Origin of the sequence: Providencia sp. wls1922 (assembly GCF_009706505.1) — a bacterium.
Taxonomy (GTDB): Bacteria; Pseudomonadota; Gammaproteobacteria; order Enterobacterales; family Enterobacteriaceae; genus Providencia; species Providencia lanzhouensis.
Window position 1 is genome coordinate 1 of record NZ_WLUG01000106.1, and the last position, 22,038, is coordinate 22,038.

Here is a 22,038-nt window from a genome sequence, read left to right on the forward strand (position 1 = left end):
TATTTTATTTACATTAAATAGTTATTGGGAGTTACCGTGAAAGTCCTCAGCTCATTAAAAACCGCTAAGCAGCGCCATCCTGATTGCCAAGTTGTGCGTCGTCGTGGTCGTATCTACGTAATTTGTAAAACCAATCCTCGTTTCAAAGCCGTTCAAGGTTAGTATTCCGTTATTCTCTGTTTCTTCGCATCCTTGCTTTCGCCGTGGCAATTCATACTCCTTGCCATGGCGTTTTTTTATATTGTTACAAACTCAAGCGTACTGTTTTTGATCTGCTCTCTTAACCATAAGGTTTTTGAGTTATAGGAATTACGTTTGTGCCACAGCATCAAAAAAGGGATTTCGAGCTGCTGGTAGAGAATGTCATCAACAGGAAGAGGAAGGCAGACTAAATCAAGATTAAAATCATTAACATAGTGTTGGCAATAGCCCGGGGAGCTTGTAATAAGGTTATGGTCGGGGCGAGAAGCCATTAAGAGGGATTGTTCAAAGGTCGAAAAGGATAAATGGATTTGGCGATGTAACCCCATGGTTTCCAGTAAATCATCGAGCGCCCACGGAATACGGTTGCCAAATTCAGTGCTGATATGGGGATATTTCAAGTAATTTGCCAACGTCCATTCTTCTTGCAAAATGGGGTGGTCACTGCGGATAAACGCCAGAGGTTTATCGGTGAATAACACTTCGAAATTTAGAATATCGGGTAGTTGGCTTATCGACTCTCTAGATAAATGAAAACTTTCACGACCGACTAACCCAATATCGGCATCCCCCGCAATCAGTGCTGCCAACGAGTTATAATCCCAATCTCGTACAATGACCTCGGATTCTGGATATTGATTGAGGATATTCAGGGATAAATCATGGAGCATGATTAAGTTTAACGGTGCTTCCATCATTAAGCGGAAAGTCATGCCTCGTGGTTTCTCGGTATCACGAATTTCAGCAATATAGTGTGAGAGATTTAAAAACTCAGGCAGTGATTTTTCAATGCGTAGCATGAGTGGGGTAGGAAGCAGCCCTTGTGGGCTGCGGATAAATAGAGGGTCATCAAACCATTGGCGCAGTTTAGACAACGACTTACTGACCGATGATGGGGTGATTGCAAGGCGTTTAGCTGCGAGACTAACACTGCGCTCTTCCACCAGATATTGCAGAATAACCAGTAAATTTAAGTCTAATCGATGCAGTTGCTTATTCACATGTAGCGACCTGTTGGTTGACTTGCGTGGTGGGCACTCTTAGCAACACCATGCCAATCATTCCCGCCGCAAGCAAGATAATTAACAACATACTGATTGATGGAACGCCCATCACACCCATCACCCAAATATACGCTGAGGCGCAGCTTAATTGTGAGATGGCCAATACAGAACTGGCAATACCCGCTTTTTGGGCAAATGGTGACAGTGCTTGGCTCATAATGATGCCAAACTGCATTGAGAAACCAATACCGCAGAAGGCGAAGACGATGTACAGCAGCGCCAAATGAGGGAGAGCCAGCAGATAGATGAAGAGCAGGATGCCATTAACTAGAAACAGGCTTAGGGCTGTGTTGAGCAAGGTATGGCTATTAAATGTCGAAATCAGTTTTGGCATCAAGAATGAGGTTCCCATACTCACCATCGCCAGTAAGGTCATGGCGGTAGAGTATTGGCCGGTTGTGAAACCGAGGTTTTCCATCAAGATAATTGGGGCGACGTTCACGTAAGTCAGGATCACGCCCATGCCGAAGCAGGAAATAATCAAGCGCGTGACAAAGAAGGTGCTAAATAGCTTTTCTTCTGTGACTGGTTGGGCATTCGATTGCATAGCTGGTGATGCTGAAGAAGGCTTAGTTTCTTTAATTGAGATTAAGCAAAATAGCATACTGATAACCGCATAACCTGCCATAAAGTAGAACATCACCGACCAATGGTGAATCAGCAAAATGGCAAATCCAATGACAGGCGCTAACACGGGCGCGATGCAGGTCACACCATTCATTGCGGCGAGCACTTTGGTGCGGCGCTGCGGTGTCAGTACATCACGCAAAATAGCGAAGGTCACGACATAACAGAAACCTGCGCCAATCCCTTGAAAGAATCGCGATACTAAGAAGGTATCAATGGCGGTGGCATTTCCGGCGATCACAGAGGCGATGGCAAATACCATCGTACCGACTAAAACGACAGGTTTTCGACCAATATGATCGGCACACCATCCGGCAATTAACATGGTGGATGCCATACCCGCTAAATAGATAGAAAATGCCACATGGAGCTGGCTTTCATTGGCATTTAAATCGGCGGCAATATAAGGAATACCGGTTAAATGGAGGTCAACGCCCAAAGGATAGATAAGGACGATCCAGAAACTGAAAAGGACATATTTGGTCATGAGATACGCTACTTTGTGAGGATTAACTCGCTAATCTTAATGGGGTTGAATGATGGAATGTATGGATTAATTGGAAAATAGTATTTTCCAAAATGGAAATTATCAACCAATAAGTTTTTACTAATTATTAGCGTCATTACTAATCTTCTTGCTATTAGTGATGAAATTCACTTGCACACTGGTTCATATTTTGTCACGTTTAATACGGTTGATTGATGATTTCTGAATTTTATCTTTCCGAAAAATTTCCAGCTTCGATTGGCAAAGTGAAAGTCGAGGATAGAAATTTTTTGGGTGATGTATGTAAACAGACAGGGTGAAGAGAATGAAAAATGTAGGGTTTATTGGCTGGCGCGGAATGGTCGGCTCCGTATTGATGCAAAGAATGGTAGAAGAAGGGGATTTTAACGTTATTCACCCGGTCTTTTTTACCACCTCCCAGCATGGGGCTGAGGCGCCTGTTTTTGGTGGTCATCGCAGCACGTTGCAAGATGCATTTGATATCGATGCACTGAGCGCACTGGATATTATTATTAGCTGCCAAGGCGGCGATTATACCAATGAAGTGTATCCAAAATTACGTGAAGCGGGCTGGAAAGGTTACTGGATTGATGCCGCGTCTGCACTGCGTATGAAAGACGATGCGATTATTATTTTAGACCCAGTGAACCATCAGCATATCCAAGACGGCTTAAATAAAGGCATTAAGACCTTCGTCGGCGGTAACTGTACGGTGAGTTTAATGCTGATGTCGTTGGGCGGTCTGTTTGCGAATGACTTGGTTGAGTGGGCTTCCGTGGCTACGTATCAAGCAGCATCCGGTGCGGGTGCACGCAATATGCGTGAGCTGTTGTCACAAATGGGTTCTTTACACGCACAAGTGGCGAAAGAGCTGCAAAACCCGGCATCAGCTATCTTAGAAATCGAGAAAAAAGTCACAGACTTTACGCGCAGTGGTTCCATGCCTACGGATGCGTTCGGTGTTCCGCTAGCGGGCAGTTTGATCCCGTGGATTGATAAAGCGTTAGAAAATGGTCAAAGCCGTGAAGAGTGGAAAGGGCAGGCGGAAACCAACAAAATTCTGGCAACAGGCAGCAATATTATTCCGGTTGATGGCTTATGTGTTCGTGTGGGTGCATTACGCTGCCATAGCCAAGCGTTCACGCTGAAACTGAAAAAAGATGTGCCACTGAACGAAGTGGAGCAATTACTGGCTTCCCATAATGAGTGGGTGAAAGTGGTACCGAATGACCGTGAAATCACGATGCGTGAACTGACTCCTGCGGCAGTGACGGGTACTCTGAGCACGCCAGTAGGGCGTCTGCGTAAGTTGAATATGGGTCCTGAGTACCTCTCAGCCTTTACCGTGGGCGATCAGTTACTGTGGGGGGCTGCGGAGCCTTTGCGCCGTATGTTGAGAATTCTGCTGTAGTTCGCTTCTCTTAACAGGCAGAAATAGGAATGGCACCAGAGTGATTAAACGCTCCGGTGCCATTTTTTATTATGCTAATGTTTGCGGTATTGATGAATTAAAACGACACTAACAATTTGGCATCAAGATTATTTTCTAAATACCCCTTAGCAGTAAATTGGCTGTAATCCATGGATAGTTTGAAATTGTCTGTCAGCTGAAGGCTGGAACCCAGTTTGATAGCCATGCCATTTTTCGGCGCATTAATCCCCTGATAGTTAAGCGGTGGTGCAAGCAGGTCTCGGTGGGCGAATCGGAAAGCCATTTCACGCTCCCGCTTGTCATATTGATGCCGCCAGCCGAATTCCCCGTGTACATCGATTGAGGATGTATTACCCACTTTCCATTGGTTATCTAAACGTATTCCCAGCGTTGTGGTCGTGGCATCGAGGGATTGGCGACCTGTCACCAGCGAGGCTTTTTCCCCTTTTTCTTTAAATCCATGGCTTTCGGCATTGGTAAAGGCAAAGTTTGCAAACGGTTCGGCGTTGATGAATGCCGATTTCCACGGATAAGCCGCTTCTATAAACAGGTGGTTGGTTTTGCCTTTGTAGTCGGCGGTATTGTGATCGGAATAAATGGATGAAGTGACTGTTCTATCGGTCTTGATGGTGTACCATGTGTGTCCAAGCCCTGCGCGTAAGGTGATTGGTGCCAATTGCAGGGAACCGTAAGCGGCTAAATAATAGTTGTTACTATGGCTATGACCAACTCCGCCAGAGACGGAATTTTTGGTAAAACCGGTGCTCATTCCAAAGATAACGTCATCATTGAAGAAATGCTTATCAGCCCCTAAGAACACGCCATAATTGCTGTTTGTAAAGCCGGAAGCATTTCCATCGCTTTGGGTTCTGTCCCAATGGTAGGGAATATTTACCCACACATTGCCACGGTTATCTCCACGCTCTTTGACGATGTTTTCCGATACGCGAGTTTGTTGCAGCAGCGTACCGTGATATTGGCGATGGTTATTCAATTGGCTAGCTAGGGTATCGATATGAATTTGTGGGGATAGAGTGTGAAGAAGGTCGTAAACCCCTGCTGTGGTTTTGCTGAGAATTAAGCGTTTATACAGAGTGTTATTCAATGGAAGATCTTCAAGGGCGTGAGCGATGGCGGTTTGGTTTGGCGTTTTTGCAAATGAATCAAAAGCCAGCTCACTACGACCGACATTGAGTGTAACCAGTTTCATCGAGGGGGAGCGAGGATCAGTACCATAATTCAATGTAGTACCAATAAACAGGTAGTTAGGTTCGATGCTATCAAATTTCCCTTGGATATTGGGGGCGCGAATAATGTTGTATTCGGTTCTAAATCGCCCCTGAATTTCATCTTCATTTGGTATACGTTCATTGAATGGCGGTGATTCTTCAGCGAAGAACACTTTGACCTTACCGCCGTTAATAGTCACAGTACCGCCAGCATGTAGGGCATCAAATTCCTGTGTGTGTGTTGTTTGAAGACTCACATGGAATGCACTGCCGGGTTGGAAGGTAGCAGTATTATTCACCGTCATACGCCGTGTTGGGTCTTTAAGATTATCTCCAGGGGTTAAGATAGCACCGCTATTAACCACTAAGTCATCAACCGAGCCAGAAGCTATAAATTGGGCTCCTTGGTTTAATGTCACTGTATTTTTAATGCTGTGAGTGAGCTGTAATGTGCCATTGGTGACGTTGACTGGCGCATGTAGGATGTCTTTGACCTCAAGCTTTCCACCCTTGACATTGACGGGGCCTGTTAAGTGGTTTTCTTGTACTAAAACCACACGGCCTTGCTGTATTTCAAGCCCTGCAAAATGGTTAATTCCAGCTAAGGTTAATGAGCCTTCCCCTTGTTTGATTAACCGCCCTTTGCCATCGATGTTATTACTCCAAATATCGGTAATGCCGACGTTTGCAACGTCGTCTTGAGTTACCCGTTGATTGACGACCCAATCTTCAGCGAAATGCGTAGGCCCTTTATAGGCTTTCGGTAAGTTAATCAGCCCCCAGTGGCTTTCGGGTTGATTTTGTTTAGCTTCCCAGCCCGCTAAAGAGTTAGTGGGATAGGCGGTGCCTGCAATAATTTGCTGCCATTGAGATTTATTAAGATAGGCAAAGCGAGAGCGTAGTAAATACGCGGCGTCAGCAGGGACTTGATCAACGCGAAGTGCCTGAGATGGCTGCTCACTTTGCTTAGCGTAATAACCTAGGTTTTCATTAAAAGAGGGAAGTGAGCCTATCGGTGGTTTGCATTTTTTTTCATTGATGGTGCATTGAGTGTTCAGTTCTTGGCGTACTTCTTTGGCTTGGCTAATCAGTGCATTGGCGGTTTTATCCTCTTTCAGTAAATGGGCGAGAAGATAATAATTGGCGGCGCGCGAGGCAATGGTATCGGTGGGGAAATGTGCGCCGACAATCACACGGCTTTCCCCGTAGCCGATGGCTCTATCAAAAAATTGAGCTCCTTTTTCTGGAAAAATTGTGGCAAATACAGCCGCTTGTTTAAATCCATTCCAAGTATGTCCGCTTGGGTAAGAAGAGCCTGTAATATCGACATAGTTTAGGAGATATTCGCCTTTATCATCGAGAACTTGATTTGGGCGACCACGTAAATAATAGTCTTTGAGAATAAAATCCATTGAGCGAGCTCGGTTTTGAATTGGGTCATCTGCAAAGGTGGCTAAATGGAATAAATTATTTAAACGGTTATAGGCTTTAATTTGTTTAAAATCATTATAATTAAACCCTTTTTTATTAAATACGTATTCTAGGTAAATGTTAAAAAGATATTCTGGTGTGCTTTGTTTATCTTTTTCAGCGTTCTTTTTGCGCTTTCCTGTTAATTGCGTTGCTTGCTGGCTAACGTCTTTATCCCATTGCGCCGCTTGAGACTGCGGGGCTGGGTACGGCGGGATGATTTGGTTTTTTAGTTCGTCAAATCGCTGATTTCGCTGATCAATGATGAATTTACTGGCATCGATATAATCTGAGTTTGCAAAGGTAATCTGGGTATTAAATAGAGCAAATAAACTGAGCGATACAGCAGGAGTTATTTTGTTCATTATAGACCTATAGATTTTTAGAAAGGGTAAAATCTATTTCATCTTAATGCGGTAATTTTTATTTTCTATAAATTAAAAATCAAATGAGACAAACTTTATTTTTATTCTTCATTCTATTAATGAAATTCAATTAGTCATTTTATTTAATTAAATTTGAATTGGAATTAATAATAGATAGATACTTAAGATTAAAATTAAATAAAAAAATAACCCCATACCGAAGTATAGGGTTATTTAATAACTTCTCTGGAAAATCGATTAAATATCGATGTTCGCGGCTTTTAAGGCGTTCTCTTCGATAAAGGCACGGCGAGGTTCAACCGCATCCCCCATCAGGGTAGTGAACAGCTGGTCAGTTGCAATGGCATCTTTGACCGTTACACGCATCATGCGGCGAGTTTCAGGGTTCATGGTGGTTTCCCAAAGTTGTTCTGGGTTCATTTCACCAAGACCTTTATAACGCTGTACGGATAAACCACGACGAGATTCACGGCTTAACCAATCTAATGCTTGCTCGAAGTTGTCGATATTCTGGCGACGTTCACCACGTTGAATATAAGCGCCTTCTTCGATTAATCCACCGATGATGTCACCTAATTCGGTGATACGGCGGTATTCGCTACCATGAACGAAGTCGAAATCGAGGTTGTAGTCGCTATCAACACCATGGGTACGGATACGAATAGTTGGTTCGAATAGTTGACGCTCGCGGTTTTCATGAATGATATAGCTGTAAGAGCTACCCGCTTGCTCGTTCTCTTCTAAACGTGCCACTAAGGTTTTTGCCCACTCTTCAACTTGCGCGCTATCTTTCAGTGCTTCTTCAGTCAGTGTGGATTGATACACTAAGCTGTTCAGCAGCGCTTGTGGATATAAGCGCTCAAGACGGCGGATAATACGGTGTGCAGCATTGTATTCAACAACCAGTTTTTCCAGTTGTTCGCCTTTCATTGCTGGGGCTTCTGCGCTTAAGTGCAGCTCAGCGCCATCCAGCGCGATAGAGATCAGATAGTCGTCCATCGCTTCGTCGTCTTTAATGTATTGCTCTTGTTTACCGCGTTTTACTTTATACAGTGGCGGCTGAGCAATAAAGATGTGACCACGTTCAACGATTTCTGGCATTTGACGGTAGAAGAAGGTCAACAGTAACGTACGAATGTGCGAACCATCGACATCGGCATCCGTCATGATAATGATGCTGTGATAACGCAGTTTATCTGGGTTATATTCATCACGACCAATACCACAGCCTAATGCGGTGATCAGTGTTGCAACTTCTTGGGAAGAGAGCATTTTATCGAAACGCGCTTTTTCCACGTTTAGGATTTTACCTTTCAGTGGCAAAATTGCTTGGTTCTTACGGTTACGACCTTGTTTTGCAGAGCCGCCCGCAGAGTCCCCTTCCACCAAGTACAGTTCAGATAATGCTGGGTCACGTTCTTGGCAGTCTGCCAGTTTACCCGGCAAGCCTGCTAAATCTAATGCCCCTTTACGGCGGGTCATTTCACGCGCTTTACGTGCAGCTTCACGTGCACGAGCAGCATCAATGATTTTTCCAACAACGATTTTAGCGTCGTTTGGATTTTCTAATAAATATTCAACTAGCTTCTCATTCATCATGGTTTCTACAGCAGTTTTTACTTCTGAAGAAACGAGTTTTTCTTTGGTCTGAGAAGAGAATTTTGGATCTGGCACTTTCACAGAAATAACGGCAATTAAGCCTTCACGAGCATCGTCACCTGTTGCGTTGACTTTGCTTTTCTTCTGGTAGCCTTCTTTTTCCATGTAGTTGTTCAGGGTACGGGTCATCGCAGCACGGAAGCCCGCTAAGTGGGTACCGCCGTCGCGCTGAGGAATGTTGTTGGTAAAGCAGTAAACATTCTCTTGGAAACCATCGTTCCATTGCATGGAAACTTCCACGCCGATGCCGTCTTTCTCAGTGGAGAAATAGAATACGGATGGGTGGATTGGGGTTTTGTTACGGCTCAGGTACTCAACGAATGCTTTGATCCCACCTTCATAGTGGAAATGGTCTTCTTTGCCATCACGTTTATCAATTAAACGGATGGAAACTCCTGAGTTTAGGAATGAAAGTTCACGTAAGCGTTTTGCCAGAATGTCGTATTCGAATTCGGTGACACCTTTGAAGGTATCCATGCTTGGCCAGAAACGTACGCGAGTCCCTGTTTGGTCAGTTTCACCAACCACAGTCAGAGGACCTTGTGGCTCCCCGTGCTTGTACACTTGCTCGTGGACTTTACCATCACGGCGGATCACTAATTCAAGTTTTTCAGATAAGGCGTTAACAACCGAAACACCTACACCGTGCAGACCACCGGAAACTTTATAGGAGTTGTCGTCAAATTTACCGCCAGCATGCAGAACAGTCATGATGACTTCTGCAGCGGAGACACCTTCTTCTTCGTGGATGCCCGTAGGGATACCACGTCCATCATCTTGGACAGAGACGGAGTTATCGGCATGGATAGTGATGACGATATCGTCACAGAAACCTGCTAAGGCTTCATCGATAGCGTTATCCACAACCTCGAAGACCATGTGATGAAGACCTGTTCCATCGTCGGTATCACCGATATACATGCCCGGGCGCTTACGCACCGCATCCAGTCCTTTTAATACCTTGATACTTGAGGAGTCATATGTATTCGACATCAACGTTTCCTGCTCTTTCTATTCCTGAGGTTGAACTTCTATTTTGCCTTGCTCTACACTAAACATCTTACTGTTGGCATCAATCATATCATTGACTTGCGCCGGTGTAATAGCACTTACAAACACTTGTGCTTGCGTAGCTTTGAGTCGAGCCGCTAATAATTGCCGGCGACCAGAATCAAGTTCTGAAGCAAAATCATCCAGTAGATACAGGCATTGTTGCCCGCTCTGTTGGGTGAAATATTCACCCTGCGCTAACCTGAGTGCACACATTAATAATTTCAGTTGACCGCGAGAGAGCATATCTTCAACGGGAATGCCATTGGCTCGAATTCGCAGGTCAGCTTTATGTGGCCCCGATGCGGTGTAGGTTAACGCTCTATCGCGCTCAAACTGCCGCTCTAACTGTTCTGAATAATCAATTTCTTTGTCCCAACCACGCTGGAAAGAGACTGAGAGTGAAAATTCGGGTAAAAATTGTTTGCAGGTTTGCTCAATATTTTCTGCGATACCTGCAATATACTCGCCGCGCCATTGGCTAATTTGTTCGGAAATTGGGGCGAGTTGCTGATCCCAATGGCGAATTTGCTCATAACGAGTCACTTGTCGTAAAGCCGCATTCCGCTGCTTTAACAAACGTTTTAAGTCCGACCACGTTGAAAAAAAGAGGGCTTCATTATGAAAGCATCCCCAATCGATAAACGCACGTCGATATTTTGGACCGCCATTCAGCAAGGTAAACCCTTCAGGGGTAATGAGCTGCATTGGCAATAACTTTGCGAGTTCCGCAATTTTATGCCCGTCGGTGCCATCAATTCGGACTTTGCTGTCGCCTTCTCGGTTTTTACTCAAACCCAGCGACAATGTTTTACGTTCGGTGTCTGAGTGTCCCAGTTTACCATGTAAAATAAATTGTTCTTGGTCATGACGGATAACTCTATTCGCCTGAATGCTGCGAAAGGCTCGTCCATGACCAAGTGTATAAATTGCTTCCAGTACACTGGTTTTGCCACTCCCATTAGGTCCAATTAAAAAATTGAACCCAGTTGCAAGGGAGAGATCGGCGTCTTCTATATTACGAAAATCGCGGATCAATAAACGCGAAAGGATCATACGGACTGATTATAAACGCATTGGCATAACAACATAGACCGCAGAGCGGCTTGCTGAGTCTTCAATTTGTACGCTAGAAACGGCATCCGTTAAAAACAGGGTGACATTTTCGCTTTTCAGCGCGTTCAAGACGTCGAGGATGTAACTGACGTTAAAGCCAATTTCCATCTCACCACCTTGGTAATTCACATCAACAATCTCTTCCGCTTCTTCCTGCTCAGGGTTATTCGCCGTGATGCGTAATTGGTTTTCACTGAAGAATAAGCGTACGCCACGGAATTTTTCGTTAGATAAAATCGCTGCGCGTGAGAAAGCTTGTTTGAGCAAATCACAGCGAGCTTCTAAGGTTTTATCTGGATTTTTTGGCAGAACGCGGCGGTAGTCAGGGAAGCGACCGTCAACGAGTTTAGAGGTAAAGATAAAGTCGCCAACATGAGCACGAATATTGTTGCTACCAATTTGTAGCTGCAATAACGCATCGCCACCATCGAGTAGGCGCATCAGTTCCATGACACCTTTGCGAGGTACTATCACAGAATGGGATGGCAATTCTTGACCAATATCCATTGAGCAAACTGCAAGGCGGTGACCGTCTGTGGAGACAGTTCTCAGCATTTGCCCTTCTGTTTCAAACAGCATGCCGTTCAGGTAATAACGAACGTCTTGGTGCGCCATTGAAAACTGGGTCGCTTCAATTAAACGTTTCAGTATGGATTGAGGCAGAGAGAATTCGACTTCGCTTTGCCAGTCATCTAAGTTCGGGAAGTCAGCAGCAGGTAAAGTGGATAATGAGAAACGGCTGCGTCCAGAACGCACAAGCAGTCGGTCATCATTAAGCTCGACTTGGATTTCAGAACCTTCCGGTAAACCACGCCAAATATCAAAAAACTTGCGCGCAGGCACCGTGGTGGCACCAATTTCATGCTCACGAGTGAGCGGAACATTGGCCATCATCTCCATTTCTAGGTCGGTTCCCGTCAGTTGCAGGGCACCTTCTTTTACCTGAAGTAAAAGGTTTCCTAAAATAGGCAACGTTGGACGTCCACCTAAAGGGCCACTAACCTGTTGTAACGGTTTTAATAACTGCTCGCGTTCTATAATAAATTTCATAGCAATTAAGATGATAATGTTCTGATTAGATTTGAAAAATCTTCTTTGATGTCATGGCTTTCTTCTCGTAATTGTTCAATTTTACGACAAGCGTGCAACACTGTAGTGTGGTCACGACCGCCAAAAGCATCCCCGATTTCAGGTAAACTATGGTTTGTCAGCTCTTTCGCCAGTGCCATTGCCATCTGACGCGGACGAGCGACAGAACGAGAACGACGTTTAGAAAGTAAATCAGCGACTTTGATTTTATAGTACTCAGCAACAGTTTTCTGAATATTATCAATAGTTACCAGCTTTTCTTGCAGTGCTAATAGGTCACGTAATGCTTCTCGAACAAAATCGATAGTGATAGCGCGACCGGTAAAATTCGCGTTAGCAATAACGCGGTTTAATGCACCTTCTAACTCACGCACATTAGAACGTAAGCGTTTTGCGATGAAAAATGCCACTTCACCGGGCAGTTGGATTTCGTTTTCATCGGCTTTTTTCATCAAAATAGCCACACGGGTTTCTAACTCAGGTGGTTCAATCGCAACGGTTAAACCCCAGCCGAAACGGGACTTTAATCTATCTTCTACGCCGTTAATCTCTTTAGGATAACGGTCGGAGGTCAAAATAATTTGTTGATTGCCTTCAAGCAGGGCGTTGAATGTATGGAAAAACTCTTCTTGTGAACGCTCTTTGTTAGCAAAAAATTGAATATCATCAATCAGCAAGGCATCGACAGAACGGTAATAGCGCTTGAATTCTTCAATGGCGTTATTCTGCAATGCTTTGACCATATCTCGTACAAATCGTTCAGAATGCATATAGACCACGCGAGCGTTGGCCTTGTGCTGCATTATGCTATTACCCACGGCGTGTAATAAGTGCGTTTTACCTAAACCTGTTCCACCATAAAGGAACAGTGGGTTATAAGCGCCGCCAGGGTTTTCAGCAACTTGCCTCGCTGCCGCGCGAGCCAGTTGGTTTGATTTACCTTCAACGAAGTTATCAAACGTGTGTTTTGGGTTCACATTTGAACGGTATGACACGTCTGGTTGAACTTTAGCTGAGTTGTCCCAACTTGGCTTTACTGGTGCAGATGGTGCGGCGAACGCAGGCATTTCATTATTAGTGCGTACTTGAGGGCTCACCGGCGCGATGGTCATCGGTTTATTGCCTACTTCAAAGTGTAGAGCAGGGGCATCAGAACCGCAAAAGTCATTCAATAATTCATTGATATTATTGATGTACTTATCTCTCACCCAATCAAGGACGAAACGATTCGGGGCATACAGTGCCAGTGTATTATCGTTTAATTCAGCTTGAAGAGGGCGTATCCACATACTGAATTCTGTGGCAGGTAGTTCATCCTGCAATCGGGCAAGACATTGCTGCCAAAGCGAAAGTGACACGTTGGACTCCCCTAACAAGGTCAATGAAACAAGAATTACGGATTTCGTTAAGAATTTTTTTACTGGCAACTATTCCATTAGTCACTTTTCGTGGTCACTAAGAGAATAGGGGGCCAGAGAAGGTGTTTGACTAACTTTTACTCACCATATCTATCCACAGCATATTCCTGATCCTCCGATCAGAAATAGACCTGCGATCATACCGCAAAATTCACTCAAGATCTCTATTCTTTTACACAGTTTTTATGCTTTTTATCCACAGGCAAATGTGATAAGGCGGCTCTGATAGGGGAGAATTTTGCTGGGTAATCGCGGGCAACGACAAATTTTCCACATGTCTGGGGATAACTTTAGCCTATATATAGAAATAATCTCCCAAGATCAAAAAATATTTTCGGATCCCGCTAAGATCCTTGCGCTTTAGGGAGGAGTCCGTATAATCTTCCTCCCTGTGTACACTGCGAATGTCACTTTTTATGATGAATTTAGGCAGCATGGTTTTATGGGTAACGTCAATAAACGCTTGAGTTGATTGAAAGTTAAACTGTTAGACTTGCCTAAAAGGTAGCATAAATGAGTTCCATACGTAGCTTGTCACGGCACATATCGGCAAACCGGTCAGCCAGGTTTAAATAAAAAGTGGTTTGATTACGTCATTTTATTGACGTGACCCCCTATGTTTTATTACAATCCTGCCTCTTTCTATATTGTTGCGATAGAGGCACAGGTGTAAATCAGTTTCCACTGGTTGCCAACGCGTTTACTGAATCAGTAATAAATTTTAAAGTTAGGTAGAAATCGTTATGAAACGCACTTTTCAACCGTCCGTACTGAAGCGCAACCGTTCACACGGTTTCCGTGCTCGTATGGCCACTAAAAATGGTCGTCAGGTTCTGGCTCGCCGTCGTGCTAAAGGCCGCGCTCGTCTGACCGTTTCATCTAAGTAATAAAGCTAGCCCTCTATAGTGGTTACGCTCGCTTTTACCCGGGAGTTACGTTTGTTAACTCCCAGGCATTTCGACAATGTCTTCAAGCAGCCGCAGAGGGCGAGTTCCCCAGAGATAACAATCCTTGGTCGCCTTAACGAGCTGGGGCATCCCCGCATCGGTCTTACCATCGCCAAAAAAAATGTTAAACGTGCTCATGAGCGTAATCGTATCAAACGATTAGCCCGTGAATATTTTCGTTTGCATCAACATGAGTTGCCTTCAATGGACTTTGTGGTTCTGGTTCGCAGAGGGGTAGCCGATCTCGACAATCAACAGATTACGGAATCATTGGATAAGTTATGGCGTCGTCACCGTCGCTTGGCTCAAAAGTCCTGATCATGCTGATCAGAGGTTACCAACTGGCTATTAGTCCGTTGTTAGGACCTCGTTGTCGTTTCAATCCCACATGCTCTAATTACGGAATTGAGGCATTGCGCAGGTTTGGTATGCTAAAAGGTAGTTGGTTAACTGCCAAACGCGTATTAAAATGCCACCCTTTACACGCTGGTGGAGATGATCCTGTCCCACCTAGAAAAACTGATGATAATAGAGAATTATAACGATGGATTCCCAACGCAATCTTCTACTCATCGCTTTGTTGTTCGTGTCGTTCTTAGTTTGGCAGGCTTGGGAGAGCGATAAAGTTGCTCAGGAAACCAAGGCTGTTCAAGTTTCTCAGCAAAAGACGGACATGCCGAGCAGTGCAAGCAATGATGGTCAAGCGGTCACAGGTAGTGAACAAGGTAAGCTTATTGCCGTCAAAACCGACGTACTTGATATTCGTATCAATACTCGTGGTGGTGATATCGATGAGGCTGACCTGTTAGCCTATCCAGCAACCCTGAATTCACCAAACCCATTCCGTTTATTGGAAACCACACCAGGTTTTGTTTATCAGGCTCAAAGTGGTCTGATCGGTCCTCATGGTCCAGACAACCCAGCGAATAACAATGGTCAGCGCCCTCTTTATACTTCAGATGCAGCAAGCTTTGAGTTAAAAGATGGTCAAGACGAATTACGTATTCCGATGTCCTTCACCGATAATAACGGTGTGGTTTATCAGAAGACGTACATTCTGAAGCGTGGCAAATACACTGTTGATGTTGAATACAACATTCAAAACCCAACTGCACAGCCTTTAACACTTGCGTTCTTCGGACAATTAAAGCAAACCATCGCTTTACCAGAACAACGTGACACTGGCAGCAGTAACTTTGCTCTACATACCTACCGCGGTGCGGCTTACTCTTCTGATGAAAATAACTATAAAAAATATAGTTTCAGTGACATCGAAGATAAAAACTTAAGCCTGACAACCAAAGGTGGTTGGGTCGCGATGCTGCAACAATACTTTGCAACTGCGTGGATCCCAGCTTCTTCTGAGCAAAGCACTTTCTACACCATTGATCTCGATAAGAAATCAGCCATCGTTGGTTATAAGAGTGAACCTCTGACCATCGCATCAAATGGTGCTGCGACCTACTCTTCTACACTGTGGATTGGTCCTGAAATTCAGTCAGAAATGGCGGAAGTTGCTCCTCATTTAGACTTAACCGTAGATTACGGTTGGTTATGGTTTATCTCTCAGCCACTGTTCAAACTGTTGAAATTCATTCACGGTTTCGTTGGTAACTGGGGTATTGCCATCATCGTTATCACCTTTATCGTCCGTGGTATTATGTACCCGCTGACTAAAGCGCAGTACACCTCAATGGCGAAAATGCGTTTACTGCAACCTAAACTGGCTGCAATGCGTGAGCGTATTGGTGACGATAAACAACGCATGAGCCAAGAAATGATGGCGCTGTACAAATCAGAAAAAGTAAACCCACTGGGTGGTTGTTTACCGCTGCTGATTCAAATGCCAATCTTCCTTGCGTTGTACTACATGTTGATGGGTTCTGTTGAACTGCGTCATGCACCGTTCTTTGGTTGGATCCAAGACTTGTCTGCACAAGACCCGTACTACATCCTGCCAGTGCTGATGGGTGTGACGATGTTTGTTATTCAGAAGATGTCACCAACTACCGTGACTGACCCAATGCAGCAGAAGATCATGACTTACATGCCAGTCGTATTTACCGTGTTCTTCCTGTGGTTCCCATCAGGTCTGGTTCTGTACTATATCGTGAGCAACTTAGTCACCATTATCCAGCAGCAGGTTATTTACCGTGGTCTGGAAAAACGTGGCTTACATAGCCGTGATAAGAAAGCGAAGAAATAATCTAAATTCCAATCGAGTTTAGAGGGCTTCACAAAGCCAGATTCTATAGTAACATTGAGGCGATCCATTTAGGGTCGCCTCAATTTTTTTAGTCATAGACAGAGAAACATCATGCAAATCAACGATACTATCGTCGCACAGGCAACCGCTCCCGGTCGTGGTGGGGTTGGAATTTTACGTGTATCCGGCCCGCAAGCAGCCCTTGTTGCTGAAACAGTACTCGGAAAGTTACCGAAGCCGCGCTATGCCGATTATCTGCCATTTCGTGATGCAGATGGCTCTGTTCTTGACCAAGGGATTGCTATTTATTTCCCAGGACCTAACTCTTTCACTGGGGAAGATGTTCTTGAACTACAAGGGCATGGCGGTCCTGTTATTCTCGATTTATTACTCAGAAGAATTCTGACCATTGCCAATATCCGTATTGCCAATCCGGGGGAATTTTCTGAGCGTGCATTTTTAAATGACAAACTCGATTTAGCGCAAGCCGAAGCGATTGCCGACCTGATTGATGCGAGTTCAGAACAAGCGGCGCGTTCAGCGATGAACTCTTTGCAGGGTGCCTTTTCCTCTCATATCCATCAATTGGTGGAAGCGCTTACTCACTTGCGTATCTATGTGGAAGCGGCGATTGATTTTCCGGATGAAGAAATTGATTTCCTATCTGACGGTAAAATTGAAGCTAAACTAAACGAAGTGGTGGCGGATTTAGAAGATGTCCGTTCACAGGCTCGTCAAGGGAGTTTGCTGCGCGAAGGTATGAAAGTGGTGATTGCAGGTCGTCCAAATGCGGGCAAATCTAGCTTATTGAATGCATTAGCGGGGCGCGAAGCGGCGATTGTGACGGATATTGCGGGGACTACCCGTGACGTCCTACGTGAACACATTCATATTGATGGTATGCCACTGCATATCATTGATACCGCTGGTTTACGTGAAGCCAGCGATGAAGTTGAACGTATCGGTATTGAACGAGCATGGAAAGAGATTGAACAAGCCGACCGTGTGCTATTTATGGTAGATAGCACCACGACAGATGCTACGGAGCCACAAGAGATTTGGCCTGAATTTATGGCTCGTTTGCCAGAAACATTGCCAGTCACGGTTATTCGTAATAAAGCAGACAAAACAGGGGAATCTGTAGAATTTGTCGCTGATGCCCGTTACCCACTGATCCGTTTATCTGCCCGTGAAGAAAAAGGCATCGATTTGCTGCGTGATCACCTCAAAGAAACCATGGGCTTCAATAGCAACACAGAAGGTGGTTTCCTTGCCCGTCGTCGCCACTTACAAGCATTGAACAATGCCGCAACCCACCTTGCACAAGGCTATGACCAGTTAGTGAACGCTCGCTCCGGTGAGCTGCTGGCTGAAGAGTTACGCTTAGCTCAGCAAGAACTGAGCGAAATCACCGGTGAGTTTACCTCCGATGATTTGTTAGGGCGTATTTTCTCGAGTTTCTGTATTGGTAAGTGATTAAGATAAATAAAAAACCATTTTCCTGACATCGGGAAAATGGTTCTAGCCCACAGACATTGCATGTAAATTCATTTAGGCGGTGAGTGAATACTGGTTAGTCTATCACCCGGCTCGGATGGGTAAACACGGTGGCTTTACCTTGGCGGCAGAAACCGACCAGCGTTAAATTGGCTTTTTCGGCGACTTCAATCGCCAATGATGTTGCGGCTGAAACCGCAAATAGAATTTCCGCACCGCAGCTTGCGGCTTTTTGTACCATTTCATAACTTGCGCGACTAGACACTAAAATAGCGCCTTGCTGCCAATCAGAACGGCTTTTCATTCCCAGTAGCTTGTCTAGCGCAACATGACGGCCCACATCTTCACATCCGCCCACTAGGCGACCTTCAGGTGAGATCCACGCAGCGGCATGAGTACAACCGGTTAATGCGCCAATTTCTTGAACTGTCTTCAATTCTTGTAGAGCGTTATCGAGATAAGATAATGAGAATGTTTGAGTGAATGGCAGCGGAGTGATAGGCTTAAATATCTCATCGAGCTGTTCTGTACCACAAATACCGCAGCCAGTTCGCCCAGTCAGATTACGACGACGCTCTTTGAGCGCCATAAAACGGCGGCTTGATAACTCAATATGAACTTCAATGCCTCGGTGACAACCTTGCGCAATATCAATTCCGCGAATTTCATCACGGGATTGTATTATCCCTTCTGATAATGAAAATCCGACAGCAAAATCTTCCAGATCTTTGGGTGTCGCCATCATTACCACATGAGATATCCCGTTATAAACGAGAGCGACAGGGACTTCCTCCGCAACGAAATCATTAACCAGTGAACCGAGGTTATTTTTTTGTTGCACGATTGTGGATTGAACGCCGATCATTTTAGATAATTTAGGGTTATTTGTAGTATTTGTTTCATACATTAGATGAATTCCTATCACTAATGATACATAATATTCGATATGGGTAAAAAGAATTTACACCATTGATCAGGCAATGAACCTGAATACGTAAGGAAGACGTTGAATAAGAACAGTTTACCTCAAATTTTGTGACGAAGTTAGGTAAACATGAGCAATGTATATGAGGAGATCCCCCATGCAAGTCAGCAGAAGGCAGTTCTTTAAGATCTGCGCTGGCGGTATGGCAGGTACAACGGCAGCAGCGCTGGGTTTTGCTCCAGCAACTGCATTAGCCTCTACACGCCAGTATAAACTACTGCGTGCAAAAGAGACTCGAAATACCTGTACCTACTGTTCTGTCGGCTGTGGGCTGTTAATGTACAGCCTAGGTGATGGCGCGAAGAATGCGAAAGAAAGCATTTTTCATATCGAAGGGGACCCGGATCATCCGGTAAACCGTGGTGCACTTTGTCCTAAAGGTGCAGGATTAATCGACTTTATCCACAGTGAGAGTCGACTCAAGTATCCAGAAGTTCGCGAACCAGGCACTAATGAATGGAAACGCATCACTTGGAACGACGCGTTTGACCGCATCGCCAAGTTAATGAAAGAAGACCGTGATGCAAACTTCATTAAACAGAATAAAGATGGTGTAACGGTCAACCGTTGGTTAACCACCGGTATGCTGTGTGCATCAGCGGCAAGTAACGAAACAGGTTTTGTAACCCAAAAATTTAGTCGCGCCCTCGGCATGCTTGCCGTGGATAACCAAGCGCGTGTCTGACACGGACCAACGGTAGCAAGTCTTGCTCCAACATTTGGTCGCGGTGCGATGACCAACCACTGGGTTGACATTAAAAACGCAAACCTGATCGTCGTTATGGGCGGTAATGCGGCAGAAGCGCATCCAGTCGGTTTCCGCTGGGCGATGGAAGCGAAAATCCACAATAAAGCAAAATTAATCGTTATCGATCCACGCTTTACCCGTACTGCGGCTGTGGCGGATTTTTACACGCCTATCCGTTCAGGTACCGATATTGCCTTCCTGTCAGGTGTTATCAAATACTTGCTGGATAACGAAAAAATTCAACGTGAATACGTTGAGGCGTACACCAACGCCAGCTTAGTTATTCGTGAAGACTTCGGTTTTGATGACGGTCTGTTCACCGGTTACGATGCAGAAAAACGTCAATATGATAAAACCACGTGGAACTACGAGATGGATGAGAACGGCTTAGCGCTGCGCGATCCGACTCTGAAAAACCCACGTTGTGTTCTGAACCTATTGAAAGAGCACGTGAGCCGTTATACCCCAGAAGTGGTTAACAACATCTGTGGTACGCCAATCAAAGACTTCTTGCAAGTCTGTGAATACATTGCAGAAACTAGCGCGAAAGACAAAACAGCGTCCTTCTTATATGCGCTGGGTTGGACTCAACATACCGTTGGTGCGCAGAACATTCGTACCATGGCGATGATCCAGTTACTGCTTGGTAACATGGGTATGTTAGGTGGTGGTGTGAACGCACTGCGTGGACACTCCAACATCCAAGGTCTGACTGACTTAGGTCTGTTATCTCAGAGCTTACCGGGTTACCTGACATTACCATCAGAAAAACAAACAACCTTAGAAAGCTATTTAGCGGCGAATACACCAAAAGCGACCGTTGCTGGTCAGGTGAACTATTGGGGCAACTACCCTAAATTCTTCGTCAGTTTAATGAAGACTTTCTATGGCGATAAAGCGCAGAAAGAGAATAACTGGGGCTTCGACCTGTTACCTAAGTGGGATCAGGGCTACGACGTTCTACGTTATTTTGAAATGATGGATAAGGGCGAAGTTAACGGCTATATCTGCCAAGGCTTTAACCCATTAGCCTCATTCCCGAACAAGAACAAAGTCTCGAAATCGCTTTCTAAGCTGAAGTTCTTAATTACTATCGACCCGCTGAACACAGAAACTGCAAACTTCTGGCAAAATCACGGCGAAATGAACGATGTGAAACCGGAAGAGATTCAAACCACCGTGTTCCGTCTGCCATCTTGCTGTTTCGCTGAAGAAAACGGTTCAATTGTTAACTCAGCACGTTGGTTACAGTGGCACTGGAAAGGTGCAGACGCCCCAGGTGAAGCTATCAGTGATGGTGAAATCCTGTCAGGTATCTACCATCGCCTGCGTCAAATGTATGAAACTGAAGGCGGCGCAGTACCTGAACAGGTTCTGAGCATGACTTGGGATTACCTCGACCGCGATAATCCAACGCCGGAAGAAGTGGCTCAAGAAAGCAACGGTTACGCATTAGAAGACCTGAAAGATGCTGACGGCAACGTGATTGTGAAAAAAGGCGAACTGCTTAGTTCGTTTGCGCAATTACGTGATGACGGTACGACGGCTAGTGGTTGCTGGATCTTCTCTGGTAGCTGGACGCCGAAAGGTAACCAAATGGCTAACCGTGATAACTCCGACCCAACGGGTCTGGGTAACACATTAGGTTGGGCATGGGCATGGCCACTGAACCGCCGCGTGATTTATAACCGTGCGTCGGCTGACCCAATGGGTAAACCATGGGATCCGAAGCGCCAAATCCTTGAGTGGAATGGTAGCAAGTGGGTAGGTATGGATATTCCAGACTACAGCACTGCAGCCCCAGGAAGCGGTGTCGGTCCATTTATCATGCAGCCTGAAGGTATGGGTCGTTTATTTGCACTGGATAAGATGGCAGAAGGTCCATTCCCAGAGCATTACGAACCAATCGAAACGCCGCTGGATACTAACCCGCTGCATCCAAATGTGGTGTCAAACCCTGCTGCTCGTGTGTTTAAAGACGACTGGGCGCAAATGGGTAAAGCGACTGAGTTCCCATACGTGGGTACCACTTACCGCTTAACTGAGCACTTCCACTATTGGACGAAGCATGCGCTGTTAAATGCCATTATCCAACCTCAACAGTTCATTGAAATTGGTGAACGTTTAGCGAAAGAAAAAGGCATCGAGCAAGGCGATACGGTTAAGGTCAGTTCTAAGCGTGGTTACATCAAAGCGAAAGCCGTGGTCACTAAACGTATTAAAACTCTGCAAGTGGATGGAAAAGACATCGATACCATCGGTATTCCAATTCACTGGGGCTTTGAAGGTGTTGCAGTGAAGGGCTTTATCACCAACACATTAACGCCATATGTGGGTGATGCGAATACTCAGACGCCGGAATTTAAATCATTCCTTGTCAACGTGGAAAAGGTGTAAGGAGATAAA

General features: G+C 45.1%; 16 protein-coding genes. 8 read left to right on the forward strand and 8 right to left on the reverse strand.

Annotation, left to right across the window (positions count from 1 at the left end):
• The first annotated feature begins 36 nt into the window (after window positions 1-36).
• Window positions 37-162, forward strand: a complete 126-nt coding sequence (ykgO, locus tag GKR71_RS14820) for a type B 50S ribosomal protein L36 (protein ID WP_006660624.1) — start codon at window positions 37-39, stop codon at window positions 160-162.
• Between the two features lie 74 nt (window positions 163-236).
• Here ykgO and yidZ read toward each other — a convergent pair whose 3' ends face one another.
• Both yidZ and GKR71_RS14830 read right to left on the reverse strand, forming a co-directional pair.
• Entirely contained in the window at window positions 237-1,202 is a 966-nt protein-coding gene (gene yidZ, locus GKR71_RS14825) for an HTH-type transcriptional regulator YidZ (protein ID WP_036950656.1), read from the reverse strand.
• Window positions 1,195-2,379 carry an MdtL family multidrug efflux MFS transporter gene (locus GKR71_RS14830; RefSeq protein ID WP_036950659.1) on the reverse strand — a complete coding sequence of 395 codons (1,185 nt, stop codon included), beginning with the start codon at window positions 2,377-2,379 and terminating at the stop codon, window positions 1,195-1,197. Before GKR71_RS14830 ends, yidZ begins: the two co-directional genes overlap by 8 nt.
• Before the next feature lie 325 nt (window positions 2,380-2,704).
• On the opposite strand from GKR71_RS14830, the gene asd reads away from it, so the two are divergent.
• Window positions 2,705-3,811, forward strand: coding sequence for an aspartate-semialdehyde dehydrogenase (gene asd, locus GKR71_RS14835; protein ID WP_036950661.1), 1,107 nt, complete (start codon window positions 2,705-2,707; stop codon window positions 3,809-3,811).
• Window positions 3,812-3,908: 97 nt separating this feature from the next.
• Here the strand turns inward: asd and GKR71_RS14840 are convergent, their stop codons facing one another.
• The 5 genes from GKR71_RS14840 to dnaA form a co-directional block, all read right to left on the reverse strand.
• Complete coding sequence (locus tag GKR71_RS14840; RefSeq protein WP_154634503.1) at window positions 3,909-6,896, reverse strand: autotransporter domain-containing protein; 2,988 nt, start codon at window positions 6,894-6,896, stop codon at window positions 3,909-3,911.
• Between the two features lie 258 nt (window positions 6,897-7,154).
• Complete coding sequence (gyrB, locus tag GKR71_RS14845; RefSeq protein ID WP_036950665.1) at window positions 7,155-9,569, reverse strand: DNA topoisomerase (ATP-hydrolyzing) subunit B; 2,415 nt, start codon at window positions 9,567-9,569, stop codon at window positions 7,155-7,157.
• 18 nt (window positions 9,570-9,587) lie between these two features.
• Window positions 9,588-10,682, reverse strand: a complete 1,095-nt coding sequence (gene recF, locus GKR71_RS14850) for a DNA replication/repair protein RecF (protein WP_036950667.1) — start codon at window positions 10,680-10,682, stop codon at window positions 9,588-9,590.
• 9 nt (window positions 10,683-10,691) lie between these two features.
• A complete protein-coding gene (gene dnaN, locus GKR71_RS14855) occupies window positions 10,692-11,792 on the reverse strand; it encodes a DNA polymerase III subunit beta (RefSeq protein WP_036950669.1) in 1,101 nt (366 codons plus the stop codon).
• A 5-nt stretch (window positions 11,793-11,797) separates the two neighbouring features.
• Window positions 11,798-13,189 carry a chromosomal replication initiator protein DnaA gene (dnaA, locus tag GKR71_RS14860; RefSeq protein WP_230085097.1) on the reverse strand — a complete coding sequence of 464 codons (1,392 nt, stop codon included), beginning with the start codon at window positions 13,187-13,189 and terminating at the stop codon, window positions 11,798-11,800.
• Between the two features lie 803 nt (window positions 13,190-13,992).
• On the opposite strand from dnaA, the gene rpmH reads away from it, so the two are divergent.
• From rpmH to mnmE, 5 genes are all read left to right on the forward strand, one after another.
• A complete protein-coding gene (gene rpmH / locus GKR71_RS14865) occupies window positions 13,993-14,136 on the forward strand; it encodes a 50S ribosomal protein L34 (RefSeq protein WP_004906236.1) in 144 nt (47 codons plus the stop codon).
• 18 nt (window positions 14,137-14,154) lie between these two features.
• Window positions 14,155-14,514, forward strand: a complete 360-nt coding sequence (gene rnpA / locus GKR71_RS14870) for a ribonuclease P protein component (protein WP_006660612.1) — start codon at window positions 14,155-14,157, stop codon at window positions 14,512-14,514.
• Window positions 14,478-14,738: a membrane protein insertion efficiency factor YidD gene (gene yidD, locus GKR71_RS14875; protein ID WP_006660611.1), complete on the forward strand. Its 261-nt coding sequence runs from the start codon at window positions 14,478-14,480 to the stop codon at window positions 14,736-14,738. The genes rnpA and yidD overlap by 37 nt, the downstream gene beginning before the upstream one ends.
• A gap of 2 nt (window positions 14,739-14,740) precedes the next feature.
• Window positions 14,741-16,402 carry a membrane protein insertase YidC gene (gene yidC / locus GKR71_RS14880; RefSeq protein ID WP_036950675.1) on the forward strand — a complete coding sequence of 554 codons (1,662 nt, stop codon included), beginning with the start codon at window positions 14,741-14,743 and terminating at the stop codon, window positions 16,400-16,402.
• Between the two features lie 111 nt (window positions 16,403-16,513).
• Window positions 16,514-17,878, forward strand: a complete 1,365-nt coding sequence (mnmE, locus tag GKR71_RS14885) for a tRNA uridine-5-carboxymethylaminomethyl(34) synthesis GTPase MnmE (protein WP_036950677.1) — start codon at window positions 16,514-16,516, stop codon at window positions 17,876-17,878.
• A 97-nt stretch (window positions 17,879-17,975) separates the two neighbouring features.
• On the opposite strand, the gene fdhD is transcribed toward mnmE, so the two are convergent.
• Window positions 17,976-18,806 (reverse strand): formate dehydrogenase accessory sulfurtransferase FdhD, encoded by an 831-nt coding sequence (gene fdhD, locus GKR71_RS14890; protein ID WP_036950679.1) that lies wholly within the window; start codon window positions 18,804-18,806, stop codon window positions 17,976-17,978.
• Window positions 18,807-18,981: 175 nt separating this feature from the next.
• On the opposite strand from fdhD, the gene fdnG reads away from it, so the two are divergent.
• Window positions 18,982-22,029 (forward strand): formate dehydrogenase-N subunit alpha, encoded by a 3,048-nt coding sequence (gene fdnG / locus GKR71_RS14895; RefSeq protein WP_080684239.1) that lies wholly within the window; start codon window positions 18,982-18,984, stop codon window positions 22,027-22,029.
• Window positions 22,030-22,038 lie beyond the last annotated feature (9 nt).